At 71.4% G+C, this 13,514-nt stretch carries 9 protein-coding genes; 4 read left to right on the forward strand and 5 right to left on the reverse strand.

All coding sequences use genetic code 11. The annotated features are described in order from the left end of the window. The first annotated feature begins 107 nt into the window (after positions 1–107). Together AC3ETA_RS31390 and AC3ETA_RS31395 are read left to right on the forward strand one after the other, a co-directional pair. On the forward strand, positions 108–605 hold the full coding sequence (locus AC3ETA_RS31390; RefSeq protein ID WP_432196269.1) for a hypothetical protein: 498 nt from the start codon (positions 108–110) through the stop codon (positions 603–605). A gap of 239 nt (positions 606–844) precedes the next feature. Next, on the forward strand, positions 845–3,079 hold the full coding sequence (locus AC3ETA_RS31395) for a glycoside hydrolase family 95 protein (RefSeq protein WP_432196270.1): 2,235 nt from the start codon (positions 845–847) through the stop codon (positions 3,077–3,079). Positions 3,080–3,083: 4 nt separating this feature from the next. Here AC3ETA_RS31395 and AC3ETA_RS31400 read toward each other — a convergent pair whose 3' ends face one another. Both AC3ETA_RS31400 and AC3ETA_RS31405 read right to left on the reverse strand, forming a co-directional pair. Then, entirely contained in the window at positions 3,084–4,982 is a 1,899-nt protein-coding gene (locus AC3ETA_RS31400; protein WP_432196271.1) for an N-acetylmuramoyl-L-alanine amidase, read from the reverse strand. Positions 4,983–5,329: 347 nt separating this feature from the next. After that, on the reverse strand, positions 5,330–6,472 hold the full coding sequence (locus AC3ETA_RS31405) for an aminoglycoside phosphotransferase family protein (RefSeq protein ID WP_432196272.1): 1,143 nt from the start codon (positions 6,470–6,472) through the stop codon (positions 5,330–5,332). Between the two features lie 244 nt (positions 6,473–6,716). Between AC3ETA_RS31405 and AC3ETA_RS31410 the strand changes: the two genes are divergently transcribed. Further along, complete coding sequence (locus AC3ETA_RS31410) at positions 6,717–8,210, forward strand: DNA-binding protein NsdB (RefSeq protein WP_432196273.1); 1,494 nt, start codon at positions 6,717–6,719, stop codon at positions 8,208–8,210. 88 nt (positions 8,211–8,298) lie between these two features. On the opposite strand, the gene AC3ETA_RS31415 is transcribed toward AC3ETA_RS31410, so the two are convergent. Further along, positions 8,299–9,696: a PP2C family protein-serine/threonine phosphatase gene (locus AC3ETA_RS31415; RefSeq protein ID WP_432196274.1), complete on the reverse strand. Its 1,398-nt coding sequence runs from the start codon at positions 9,694–9,696 to the stop codon at positions 8,299–8,301. 430 nt (positions 9,697–10,126) lie between these two features. On the opposite strand from AC3ETA_RS31415, the gene AC3ETA_RS31420 reads away from it, so the two are divergent. Further along, a complete protein-coding gene (locus AC3ETA_RS31420; protein ID WP_432196275.1) occupies positions 10,127–10,540 on the forward strand; it encodes an SsgA family sporulation/cell division regulator in 414 nt (137 codons plus the stop codon). A 66-nt stretch (positions 10,541–10,606) separates the two neighbouring features. Here the strand turns inward: AC3ETA_RS31420 and AC3ETA_RS31425 are convergent, their stop codons facing one another. Both AC3ETA_RS31425 and AC3ETA_RS31430 read right to left on the reverse strand, forming a co-directional pair. After that, positions 10,607–11,704, reverse strand: a complete 1,098-nt coding sequence (locus tag AC3ETA_RS31425; RefSeq protein WP_432196276.1) for a baeRF3 domain-containing protein — start codon at positions 11,702–11,704, stop codon at positions 10,607–10,609. Between the two features lie 65 nt (positions 11,705–11,769). After that, positions 11,770–13,353, reverse strand: a complete 1,584-nt coding sequence (locus AC3ETA_RS31430) for an alpha/beta hydrolase (protein ID WP_432196277.1) — start codon at positions 13,351–13,353, stop codon at positions 11,770–11,772. Positions 13,354–13,514 lie beyond the last annotated feature (161 nt).

Genomic DNA, 13,514 nt, shown 5'->3' on the forward strand with positions numbered 1-13,514 from the left:
TAGCGGGCGGCGCGGAGGTCAACTCCCGCTGGTCGAGGTACCGGGGCGCACGTCTCCAACGGCTGCCCGCACGTCATGGAACGGGTTCGGCCACGTACCATGGCGACATGTCGTTCCTCCGCCGCCGCAGCGCCACGCCCGCCGGGCCCGACTTCGACGTACTGGCCATGGACCCCGGTGACTGGCCCGGCAATCTGGGCGCCGGGCTGCTGCCTGCCCCCGACGGCAGCTGCCAGGGCGTCTTCCTGCGCTACGACCTCTTCGGCGGCCGCGGCCCGGCGATGATCATCGGCAATCTGCCCGAGGGCTCCCCGGCCCGCGAGGTGGAGCAGGACGAGGTCCCCTTCGAGGTCGCGCAGCTGCTGCTGGCGCTGGAGAACGAAGAGGAGGTCACCGTCGTCGGCGGCGAGGACGTGCCGGTGATGCAGGGCGACAACCTCCTGATCGTGCGGCGCCTGAAGCTCTCCGAGAGCCGGATCTCCTGCGTGCAGTTCGACCGCAGCGACAATGTGCTCGTCACCATCGCCGCCTGGGACCGTCCCATCACCGACGACCTGTACGCGCTGCTCAAGCCGCTGCCCGCGGAGCTCTTCCAGCAGGGCTGAATCGTCTCCCCACCCGCGCCGGCCGGACCGTCCCCCTCGTTTGTCTTTGTCATGACCCTTGCCGCTGAGTCATCGGATCTCTAGCGTCAAGGGTCATGTCGTATGAGCCGCAAGGGATCACTCGAAGAGCAACTCTGAAGGCAGTAGCGGCGGTCGGAGGAGCCGGAGGGCTCGCTCTGGGAGCAGGGGCGGGAGAGGCCGGCGCCGCTGATTCCTCCGATGTGTCGAGCGCGCCGTCCGTGCTCTGGTACGCCGCCCCGGCCGCCGACTGGGAGCGCGAGGCGTTACCCATCGGCAACGGTGCGCTCGGTGCCATGGTGTTCGGAACCCTCGCCTCCGAACACCTCCAGTTCAACGAGAAGACCCTGTGGACCGGCGGCCCCGGCTCCGCCCAGGGCTACGACCACGGCAACTGGCGCACGCCCCGCCCCGGCGCGATCACCGCCGTACAGGACGACCTCGACACGGGCACCACCCTCGACCCCGAGTCCGCCGCCGACCGCCTCGGCCAGCCACGGGTCGGCTACGGCGCCCACCAGACCTTCGGCGACCTCCACCTCGACCTGCCCGACGCACCGACCACGCCCCCGCCGGACTACCGCCGAGAACTCGACCTCGACAACGCGATCGCCTCCGTCGCCTACACCCACCAAGGCGTGCGCCATCAAAGGGACTTCTTCGCGTCCCACCCCGATGGCGTGATCGTGGGACGGCTCGGCGCCGACCGTCCCGGCAGCGTCACCTTCACCTTGCGCCACACCTCGCCCCGCACCGACTTCACCGCCACCGCCGCCGACGGGACCTTGACCGTGCGGGGTGCCCTCGCCGACAACGGGCTGCGCTTCGAGGCACAGGTCCGGGTGTACGCCGAGGGCGGCACCGTGACCTCAGGGGCCGGCGGCACCCTCACCGTGAGCGGGGCCGACAGCGCCTGGTTCGTCCTGGCCGCCGGCACGGACTACGCCGACACCTACCCCGACTACCGAGGCCCCGACCCGCACGCCGCCGTCGGCCGAGCCGTGCGCCGCGCGGGCCGGAACTACGAGAACCTGCTCGACCGGCACGTCCGCGACCACCGGGCCCTGTTCGCCCGAGTCGCCCTCGACATCGGCCAGTCGCTCCCCGCCGACCTCCCCACGGACCGGCTGCTGTCCACCTACACCGGCGGCACGAGGGAGACGGACCGCGCCCTGGAAGCCCTCTACTTCCAGTACGGCCGCTACCTGCTCATCGCCTCCTCACGCCCCGGCTCCCTGCCCGCCAACCTCCAGGGCGTCTGGAACAACAGCACCACGCCCCCGTGGTCGGCCGACTACCACGTCAACATCAACCTCCAGATGAACTACTGGCCCGCCGAGGCCGCGAACCTCCCCGAGACGACGGCGCCCTACGACCGGTTCGTCGAGGCCCTGCGCGCACCCGGACGCCGCAGCGCACAGGAGATGTTCGGTTCGCGCGGCTGGGTCGTGCACAACGAGACCAACCCGTACGGCTTCACCGGTGTGCACGACTGGGCCACCTCGTTCTGGTTCCCCGAGGCGGCCGCCTGGCTCACCCAGCAGATGTACGAGCACTACAGATTCGGCGGCTCCACCGACTACCTGCGCTCCACCGCGTACCCGGTGATGAAGGAGGCCGCCGAGTTCTGGCTCGGCAACCTGCGCACCGACCCGCGCGACGCAACCCTCGTCGTCACCCCCAGCTACTCGCCCGAGCACGGCGACTTCACGGCCGGCGCCGCCATGTCGCAGCAGATCGTCCACGACCTGTTCACCAGCACCCTCGAAGCCGCCCGCACCCTCGGCGACGCACCCGACTTCCGGCGCCGTGTCGAGGACGCCCTGGAACGGCTCGACCCCGGTCTGCGGATCGGCTCCTGGGGACAACTCCAGGAGTGGAAGCAGGACTTGGACGACCCCGCCGACACCCATCGACATGTCTCGCACCTGTTCGCCCTCCACCCCGGACGGCAGATCGAACCCGGCAGCCAGTGGGCGCGGGCCGCCGAGGTCTCGCTGACCGCGCGCGGGGACGGCGGCACCGGCTGGTCCAAGGCCTGGAAGATCAACTTCTGGGCACGGCTGCGCGACGGCGACCACGCCCACACCATGCTCGGCGAACAGCTCAAGTCCTCGACCCTGCCCAACCTCTGGGACACCCACCCGCCGTTCCAGATCGACGGCAACTTCGGCGCCACGTCCGGTGTCGTCGAGATGCTGCTCCAGAGCCAGCACGACATCATCGAGGTGCTCCCCGCCCTGCCCGCCGCCTGGCCGACCGGCTCGGTACGCGGCCTGCGCGCCCGCGGCGGCGCCACCCTCGACATCGAGTGGACGGGCGGCCGGGCGACCCGCATCGCCCTGAAGGCCTCCCGAACCCGCGAACTCACCGTCCGCAGCGACCTGTTCGGCACCGGACAGCACTCCTTGAGAGCCGTGGCCGGGCGACAGTACACCTGGGAGAGGGAGGCCTGATCCGCTAGGACCCCGAAGGCACGACGTCCACATCCGCCGCCCGCACGAACGCCACCCGGTGGCCGTACTGGATCTCGTAGTACAGGTCCTTGCCGGCCACCACCCGGTGCGACGCCTGGTCGAAGTCCACCGCGTAGAAGTACTCGCCCGGCACCTTGCCGCCCACCGCGTACCGCTGGCCGGCCGGCAAGGTGTACGGCAGCGGCGACACCGACTGCACGGGCACGTCCGCCGGATAGGCCGAAGCCTCGGGATAGGCGCGCCCGTACACCGGGACGCTCGTCCTGCCGTTCTTCGGTGTCACCACCTCGCCGGAGGCGTTCACCGCGGCCGGACTCTCCTTGGTGTTCTCGAACCAGGCCTTCTGGCCCAGGTACCAGATCGCCGTCCAGTCACCCTCCTGGCCGGCGACCGCGTACTGCTGCCCGGTCGACACCCGGGAGGACAGGTCGTTCACGCCCTTGGTCGGGGTCGAGCCCAGCCCGGGGTCCTTGATCAGGGGATACGTCTCACCGGGCCCGGAGTACAGCCGCACCGCGCTCGAACCGTGGTCCGCGCAGGCCTGACCGGCGGTCACACAGCCCGTGAACTCGGGCCGGTTGGCCGCGTAGTCGGGGCGGATCGTCACCAGTCCGCCGTCCGGGCCGGCGCTCGGCTCGATGGGCCGGCCGAGCAGCTCGAAGTAGTGCCGCCAGTCCCAGTACGGGCCCGGGTCGGTGTGCATGCCCCTGACGTTCGCCGCGGTCGGGCCCGGCACCGTGTCGTGGCCGAGGATGTGCTGCCGGTCCAGCGGGATGTCGTACTGCTTCGCCAAGTACGCCACCAGCCGCGCCGAGGAGCGGTACATCGCCTCCGTGTACCAGGCGTCCGGCCGCGCGAGGAAACCCTCGTGCTCCAGACCGATCGACTTCGAGTTGACGTACCAGTTGCCCGCGTGCCAGGCCACATCCTTCGCCTTCACATGCTGGGCGATGTGGCCGTCCGTGGAGCGCAGTGTGTATTGCCACGACACATAGGTGGGGTCCTGCACCATGGTGAGAACACCCTCCCAGGCGCCCTCTGTGTCATGGACGACGATGTAGTCGATGTCCTGCGTCGTCGGACGACCCCCCAGGTCGTGGTTGCCGTAGTCACCGTCGCCGAACTCCTCGTACGGCGCCGGGATCCACTCACAGGACACCGTGGGCGGGCACTCGGTCTCCCCGGCCCTGAGCGTGCGAAGGCCGGCCCGGCGCAGCTGCCCGGTGTCGGGGGACAGACCCGGCTGCGCGGCCAGCGCCACCAGCTGGCCCCCGTCGGTCTCACGCTCCTGGCCCGTGCGCAGCACGGCGTAGACGTCGTTCGCGTACGCCGCCGCCGTCGCGGTGTCGTCGGCACCGGAGAAGCGGGCCACCGCCGCGTACCAGTCCGCCGGATCCGAGCTCAGCGGTTCGCCGAGCTCCTTCTGCGCGGCGGCGAGCAGCGCGGCACCGCCCGCCACGTTGGCGGCCGGGTCCGTCCGCAGCCGCTCCCGGCTCAGCCCGGTCAGCTCGGCCGCCCTGGGCAGCGTCCTGAGACGGGCCGGGATCCCGGAGCTGCTCGGCAGCTTCACCTTCGGGGCCAGAGCCTTGCGGGCACCGTCGCCGCGCGCGTCCTCCGTGCCGTCGCCGTGATGCGACCCGGACTCGGCGAGGGCGGTCCGGGCGTCGGTGAGGTGCATGGGGCCGTAGCCGCCGGTCACGCTGGGCGCCCCGGCATGCGTGTCCCAGCGGGACTGGAGGTAGGAGACGCCGAGCAGCACGCTCTGCGGCACGTGGTACCGGGCGGCGGCGGAGGTGAAGGCCGACTGGAGGGCGTGCTCCGAGCCGTGCGAGTCGGACGGGGCCGCGCCGATCAAGGGGAACAGCAGTGTCGCAGCGGCCAAGGTGGTGACGGATCCACGCAATGCAGCCTCCTGGGACGGTCGGGCGCGAAGAGCCGTGCGGGGCCGGGCGTGGGTCTGTGGTACCGGCTGTCCGACGATCCGTCAATCATGCCAAGAGCTGCGTGAATTACCTTGTCAAGCGGGATTCCCGGGAGTTTCGTGCCACCGGCCTCCTGGCCTGCGGGGCGTCAGAGGCGTACCCCAATGGCTGCGCCCGGGCTGCCGAGGGGCCGCGCAGATCTCCATCGGCCGCACACACGAATGCGGCCGGACGTACGAAAGCGCCCGGACATACGAAAGCCCGCGGTACGCCTGTCTCCAGGGCGCACCGCGGACCACCGTCCCCGTCAGCGAGTGCCGACCGCCGCACGTACGGCCCGCCGGGCCAGCTGGCAGTCGTCGTGCAGCCGCCGCAGGAGCAGCCGCTGTTCCTCGCCGGACGGCGCAGCACCAGGGTGGGCCACTCCCGATGCCGCCGGGGCCGAGTCGTGCATCGAACGCTGCACGGCCGTCTCGTACGTACGGATCTCGCGGGTCAGCACGAGCATCAGGTTCACCAGGAACGCGTCCCGGGAAGCCGGACCCGCCGACTGCGCGATCTGGCTGATCTGCCGCCGGGCCACCGGTGCGTCCCCGAGCACCGACCACAGCGTCGCCAGGTCGTAGCCCGGCAGGTACCAGCCCGCGTGCTCCCAGTCCACCAGCACTGGACCGGCCGGTGAGAGGAGGATGTTGGACAGCAGCGCGTCGCCGTGGCAGAACTGGCCCATGCCCTGCCGGCCCGCGGTCGCCGCGATGCCGTGCAGCAGCTTCTGGAGATCACCCATGTCCCGGTCGGTGAGCAACCCCAGCTCGTGGTACCGGGAGATCCGGGCCGCGTAGTCCAGCGGCGCGTCGAACGTGCCCGCCGGCGGCCGCCAGGCGTTGAGCCGGCAGATCGCACCGAGTGCCGCCCTGATGTCCGCCCGCGGCGGTACCTCGATCGGGTGCCGCTGAAGTGCCGCCACCCGGCCCGGCATCCGCTCGATGACGAGCGTGCAGTTGTCCGGATCCGCCGCGATCAGTCTCGGCACCCGCACCGGGGGGCGGTGCCGGACGAACGAGCGGTATGCCGCTATCTCGTGCCGGATCCGCTCGGCCCAGGCCGGCGAGTGATCGAGTAAACACTTGGCGACGGCCGTGCTGCGCCCGGTCGTGCCGACCATGAGTACGGACCGTCCGCTGCGGCGCAGCACCTGCACCGGCGCGAACTCCGGGCAGATCCGGTGCACCGACGCGATCGCCGTACGCAACTGGGCGCCCTGGGGGCCGGACAAGTCGAGTCTCCCGCTGAGCGGTTGGGTGCCGAGCCCCGGGGCGCGCAGCGGCCGGCCCGTGCCGAGCACGGGGGCGGCCGCCGGCCGCGCGGGGGCGAGGTAGGGGCCGCCACCCGCCGGGCGGGCACGCAGCGACCGGGGCGGGGCGGACACGGAGGACGATGCTGCGTACATGGGAGAAACAGATCCCTTCGTGTGCCTTCGACGTCATTGCGCTACCCGGCCCGGCCCCTCGGGTGCACCCTGGGGAGTGCGGCCCGTTGTTCAAAAGGCGACCGGGTCGGGGTGGCGCGTTCCTACCTGACACCCGTTGCCCAGTGGCACACCATCTGGCGCACCCTGGCGAACCCTGGCGAATAGTCCCGGGGCAACTCTCACCGGGCTACTGTCAACTCAGCCGAGAACCTGGGGGCTTGACGTGAGCGGAGAACCCAACACCCGCCTGGCGGACCTGTTCGGCCTGGCCGGCTGGTCCAAGGGCGAGCTCGCGAGGCTGGTCAACCGGCAGGCGGCGGCCACGGGCCACCCCCAGCTGGCGACCGACACCTCGCGGGTGCGGCGGTGGATCGACATGGGAGAGATCCCGCGCGATCCGGTGCCGCGGGTGCTGGCAGCTCTGTTCACCGAGCGTCTCGGCCGTGTCGTGACCATCGAGGACCTCGGTCTGGTCCGGCACGGGCGTACGGGGAAACGGCAGGACGCCGGGAGTGTGGAGCATCCCGACGGTGTGCCGTGGGCGCCCGAGCGAACCGCCGCGGTCCTCACCGAATTCACGGGAATGGACCTCATGCTCAACCGACGCGGCTTGGTGGGCGCGGGCGCCGCGCTCGCCGCGGGATCCGCACTCAGCAGCGCCATGCACGACTGGCTGCACTCCGACCCGGCCCTCAAGGCCGACGCCCCCCAGTTCGACGACCCCCTGCACGCCGACCCCGCCGGGTTCGACCGCTACGAGGCCGCCCCCATCGGGTCGCAGGAGATCGAGGAACTGGAGCGCTCGGTGGAGGTGTTCCGGGCCTGGGACGCGGCCCGCGGCGGCGGGCTGCAACGCAAGGCAGTCGTGGGCCAGCTCAACGAGGTGGGCGGCATGCTCGCCTACCGACACCCCGAACATCTCCAGCGGCGCCTGTGGGGCGTCGCCGCCAACCTCGCCGTCCTCGCGGGCTGGATGTCGCACGACGTCGGCCTGGAGCCCACGGCACAGAAGTACTTCGTCATCGCCGCCCACGCGGCCCGAGAGGGCGGCGACCGGCCCCGCGCCGGGGAGGCGCTCTCCAGAGCGGCTCGCCAGATGGTGCACCTCGGCCGGCCCGACGACGCACTCGACCTCATGAAACTCGCCCAGTCCGGCTCCGGCGACGAGGTGCTGCCGCGCACCAGGGCCATGTTCCACACCATCGAGGCCTGGGCGCAGGCGTCGATGGGCAAGGGCCAGGCCATGCGCCGCACCCTCGGACGGGCGGAGGACCTCTTCGTCTCCGACCGGAGCGACGTGCCCCCGCCGAGCTGGATGCAGACCTTCAAGGACGAGGATCTGTACGGCATGCAGGCCCTGGCCTACCGCACGCTGGCCGAGTACGAGCCGGGCGCGGCCGTACACGCCCAGCACTTCGCGGAGAAGGCCCTGGCCCTGCGCGTCGACGGGCGGGAGCGGTCGAAGATCTTCGACCATCTGTCCATGGCGTCCGCCTGCTTCATCGCGGACGACCCCGAACAGGCCGACCGCTACGCACGGCTGGCCCTGATGTCGATGGGATCCAACTCGTCCGGCCGCACCTGGGACCGGCTCCGGCAGATGTACCGGCTCACCGCCGAGTACTCCAGCTACCCGAGGATCCACGAACTGCGGGAGGAGATCCGGATGGCGCTGCCCAAGACGAAGAGGCCGGGCGGCGAGAGCGCACGGGCGTGACAGCGCACAGTCACAGGGGGACTGTGCCACTGACCGCAACGCCCATGCCAAGGCTCCTGCGGGGCAGCGCCCTCGGGAGCGTCACCTTCTAGTACGTCACCCTGGCCACGAGCACGCAGGCGTCGCCCTCGAGCTCACTCTCGCCGAACTCGTCGACGACCAGTCGTACGCAGTCCTGCGCCGTGTCCGTCCCACCCAGGCGGGGGCCCAGGTCGAGGAGGAGGTTCACGGAGTCCGCCGCGCTGTGCCCCGGCACCAGTCCGTCGGTGTGCAGCACCAGCAGGTCGCCCACCTCCAGCGTCTCCTCGGCCTGCGCATAGACGGCACCCGGGGTGGCGCCCAGCAGGACACCGTCCGGCGCGCTCAGCCTGCGTCCCGTCCCGTCGCGGAACAGCAACGGGGCGGGGTGCCCGGCCTGCGCCCAGGTCAGGGTGCGGGTGTCGGGCCGGTAGCGGCAGCAGACGGCGCTGCCGAGGGCCGGCTGGACGGTGGCGTCGAGTAACTGGTTCAGCCAGGACATCAGCTGGCCCGGCTGGGTGCCGGCCATCGCCATGCCGCGTACGGCGCCCAGCAGGGCCGCCATGCCGGAGGCCACGGCCACGCCGTGGCCGGTGAGGTCGCCGACGCTCAACAGCGTCTGGCCGTCGGCCAGTTCGAGTGCGTCGTACCAGTCACCGCCGATCGTCGCGCTCGTCGACGACCGCAGGCAGCGAGCCGCGAGGTCCAGTGTCTGCGGGCCCCGGTGCGGGAGCCGCAGGGAGCCACGCCACGGCGGGAGCACGGCCTCCTGCAACTCGACCGCCAGCCGGTGCTCGGTGTGCGCCCGGTGACGCTGGAGCGAGTCACGGGTCTCGCTCACGGCGCGTTGGCTCCGGCGCAGTTCACTGACGTCCCGCAGCACGGCCCACATCGAGGAGGTGCTGCCGTCGGAGTCGAGCACGGGCTCGCCCATCATGTGCACGGTCCGGGCCTCGCCGTCCGGCCGTACGATCCGGAACTCCCCGTCGATGGGCTTGGCGTCGACGAGGCAGTCGGTGACCATCGCCGTGAGCCGGCGGCGGTCCTCGTCGAGTACGACGGACGGCAGCTCGTCGAGGGTGAGCGGCGCGGCGGCGGGGTCGCGGCCCAGGATCTGGAAGAGCTCGCCGGACCAACTGGCCTCGTCCGTCAGCAGGTTCCACTCCGCGCTGCCGACCCGGCTGAGCAGCGAGTCGCGCTCGGGCGGGGGAGGGGTGGCCGCGGGGGCCGGGGGCGGGCCGTCGCGCAGCTGCCCCAAGTGCGCGTCGAGGTCGTCGAGTTGGTGCAGCGCGAGGTCGCACAGCGCTCGCTGCCACCGCTCCTGCGGGTCCGATCCGTCGCTCTGCGTGTCCCGCCGCACGGCGTCGACATCGCCCTTGAGCCGCCGTGCCTGCGATATGAGCGCATCGACGGAGCCGCGACCTGGCGGCTGAGCGGCGGGGCGGTCCGCAGAGAGATGGGGCGGCATGACGCACTCCGATGCGGGGACGGTACGACCAAGGCTGACGGAAGGACCGTTACGACTGTTGCACAGCCCGCGACGCGCTGTAAGGGATTTGGCAACACCCGATCCGGTGGTGCGTCCGGCATATGCCAGAGTCTCCCCGGAGGGCTGGTGCGGTACGAACGGCGTACGTCGCGGAGGGCTTCAAGTCGTAGGTGGCATACGGGTTTTGATGGTCCGCAAGGGGGCTCGTACCGTCCTCATGCAGATGTTCGACGGTCGTGTGTTCCAGACGTGGAGCGGCGGTCCCGGTGCGGCGGGTGACTCCTCGGCGAGGGAGTGATGCAGCTCACAAAATTGGTGGGCTCCCGGGTGTACTGCGAGGGGCGCCTGCGGAGTCGTAAAGACACAGCGGCAAAACCGTCCCGACCGCCGACCGCAGGGGAGACCGCCCATGGACATCGCCCTCGAGCAGCCCGCCCGCGCCCGCCTCATCACGGGCGAGGAGCGCGAGGTCCCCGTGCACGCCACACTGCGGTACGCCTCCACGGACCCGCTGGCGGTGTACATCGACTTCCCGGGCGAGGTCTCCCTCGACGGCCGGGGCGCCACCTGGACCTTCGCGCGCGGTCTGCTGGAGACGGGCCTGCGCGGCCCCGCCGGCGACGGGGACGTGCACATCTGGCCGTGCGGCGACGAGCGGACCGTCGTGGAGCTGCACTCGCCGTACGGCATGGCGCTGCTCCAGTTCGACACCGGCGCCCTGCAGCGCTTCCTGCTGCGGAGCTACGCGGTGGTCGCGTCCGGCGAGGAGGACCTGGGGGCGGTCGTGGAGCGCGGTCTGAGCGCGCTCTTCGACGGAGTGTGAGGCCAGGCGCGAGGTGCCGCGCGAGGAGGCCGGCGAGCCACTGCCGGCCTCCCGCCCACGTCCGCGTCAGTAACGCAGCACCCCCGCGATCCGGCGGGCCTCGCTGAGAGTGCCGTCCGGTACGAAGCGGACCTCGGCGCCGGTCTCCAGGCACTGCTCGACGATCTCGTCCACGATGTCCTCGCGGGCGTCGAGATCACCGCTCGCGGCCGGGATCAGATGGTCGCCGCCCTCGCCGCGCACCGTCGCCCGGTAGTTCTCCTCCACGGCCAGCAGCCGTACCCGGCCCTCCCGGGCGCTGCGCCAGACCTCGTCGACGCCGGCCGCGAACGCCTTGCGGCCCTGGGCGTTCTCGAGCTCGCGCATGACGGCGCCGGCGCTCTCGCGGGCCTCCGCGGTGATCCGTGGCTGGATCGCCTGCCAGACCGCGTCGTGCGTGCCGTGCGCGAGGCCGCCGTGCGGAATGTGGACCGCGACCTTCGTGCTGCCGCCGATCTCGTTCAGCAGGGACAGCGCCGCGGGTTCGCCGGTGACGTAGAGCGGCCGCGGATCGCGCCGCAGGATCGTGCTCACCGCCGAGTCCGCGTCCTTGAGGAAGTGGCGGGTGTCCTCGTCGCGGAACGTGCTCGGGGTGTCCCCGATCTGCTCCCGGCGTTCGGCGTCGAAGTTCTCGGCACGCCGGGTCAGCGGGAAGCCGCCGAGGCGGGCCTCGGTGATGCGGTCGAGGCTGCCGTTCCACAGGGTGACACGGTCGGCGGAGACCGACAGCACCCAGTACGGGCGTTCGGCTGCCTGGGCGGAGACCAGGTTGCGGGTGAGGAAGGTGTCCGAGAGCACCACGCGCTCGGGCACGCTGCGGGCGAGCGACCACACCTGGTGCTCACCCGGCGCGGCGAAGATGACCAGGCCGTCCTCAGCGTAGGTGAGATCGACCTCCGCGAGCGCCTGGTCGAGCTGTCGCCCGACGTCCGTGCGCCGCTCGCGGGTGACCGAGGGATCGGCCTCCAGCTGCTTCTTGGCCTCGGCGACGACATTGCGCAGCCGGACCTGGTCCTGGGCCCGATAGGGCTCGCGGCGATGTGTCGGCGTCAGCACGGACACGGCCGGATACGGGCGCGGGCGCCGCAGCTCGGTGAGGGTTGTGGGACTGAGTGCGTGCTCCATAACAGCACGATAGGACCGATTCGCCGATCGGGCATTAGGGGCAATCCGATCACCCTGCCCGGGGTCTACTCCCGGCCCTCCTCCGGCCCGCAGGAGCTGCCGTCGGCCGGCAGCGTGCCGTACAGCAGGAAGGCGTCGACCTTGCCGTGCACGCACTTGGAGGAGGCGTAACCGGTGTGCCCGCCGCCCTTGTTGTCGAGGACCACGGCCGACGGTCCGAGGCGGCCGGCCGTCTCCACGGTCCAGCGGTAAGGCGTCGCGGGGTCCCCGCGGGTGCCCACGAGGAGCATCTTCGGGGTGTCCACGTCCTTCACCTCGTCGCGGATGAAGTCCGTGCCCCGGGGGCGGCCGTAGCACATCAGCACCCCGCTGAGCCGGTACGGGCCGAAGACGGGCGACGCCCGGTAGTACTCGGCGCGCAGCCGGTCGAGGTTGTCGACGATCTGCCGGCCGGTGGGCCGGTCCGGGTCGTCCGCGCAGTTGATCGCCATCAGGGCCGCGGGCATGTTGTCGAGAGGGACGTCCTCCTCGTCCACCAGGGCGCCGTCGGGATCGTCGGTCTCCTCGCGCCGCGAGGGCGCGGCCCCGCCGACCGCGAAGGACTCGATCGCGTGCGTGTCGCCGTCCTCGACCAGCGCGGCCAGGGCCCGCTCCAGGGAGGGCCACAACTCCTCGCTGTAGAGCGCCTGTCCCAGCGCGCCGACCAGGTCCTGACCCGTGAACGGCTCACCGAAGGCCGACGGTACCGGGTCCGCGTCCAGCGACTCCACGAGGCGTACGACCTGCTTGCGGGCCTCGCGCGCGTCCTGCCCGAACGGACAGGCGATGTCCTTCACACACCAGTTGATGAACTCGTCCAGCGCCTTCTGCTGCCCCTGCGCGCCCGCCACGCCCTGCTCGGTCAGCGGCTCCGTCAGCGTGTCCACACCGTCGAGCACCAACCGGCCGACCTTGTCCGGGAACTGGGCCGCGTACACCGCGCCGAGCCGCGTTCCGTAAGAGAAGCCCAGGTAGTTGAGCTTGTCGTCGCCGAGTGCCGCGCGCATCACGTCCATGTCGCGCGAGGCGCTGACCGTGCCTATGTACGGGAGTACGGGGCCGGAGTGGCGGGCGCACGTGTCGGCCGCCTTCTTCAACTGGGACAGAACGGCCCGCGGATCGCGGCTGAGGTCGGTGCCGTCCTCCGGCAGCTCGATCTCCTCCTGGCCGTCGCCGCAGCTGACCGGGGAGGACCTGCCGACGCCGCGCGGATCGAAGGTCACGACGTCGTAGTTGTCGGTGAGCTCCATGAACTCCTTGCCGCCGGCCGTGAACTCGGGGACGCCGGGCCCGCCCGGCCCGCCGAAGTTCAGCAGCACCGAGCCCCGCTTGTCGCCCGTGGCCCGATAGCGGGCCAGCGCCAGGTCCAGCGTCCCCTTTCGGGGGTGGGCGTAGTCGAGCGGGACGGTGACCTGGCCGCACTGAAGATCCTTGGGCAGCCCTTCGCCCGGGCACTTCGACCAGGTGACCTGCTGCCCGTAGAAGCGGCCCAGGTCGGGATCGGAGTCGGCGGTGTTCGCGGACAGGCCCGTGGCGGACAGGGCGAGACCGACCGCGCAGGTGACCGTGCAGCGTCGCAGCATGGGCCGCGTGGACAGCTTGGCCAGCATGGATGCCTCCAGGACGCCCGTCGCGGACCGGGAAACGGCGTCCTCGATCACGATAAGCGGGCCCCGGAAGGCACGCCTCCCGGGATGCGAGGTCGTACGGGCAGTCGTACTCTGCGCCCCTTGCGTTCCTATCGGGCGTTTTTGCCGCTAGTTCGACAAAC

It is taken from the genome of Streptomyces sp. bgisy027 (assembly GCF_057710365.1).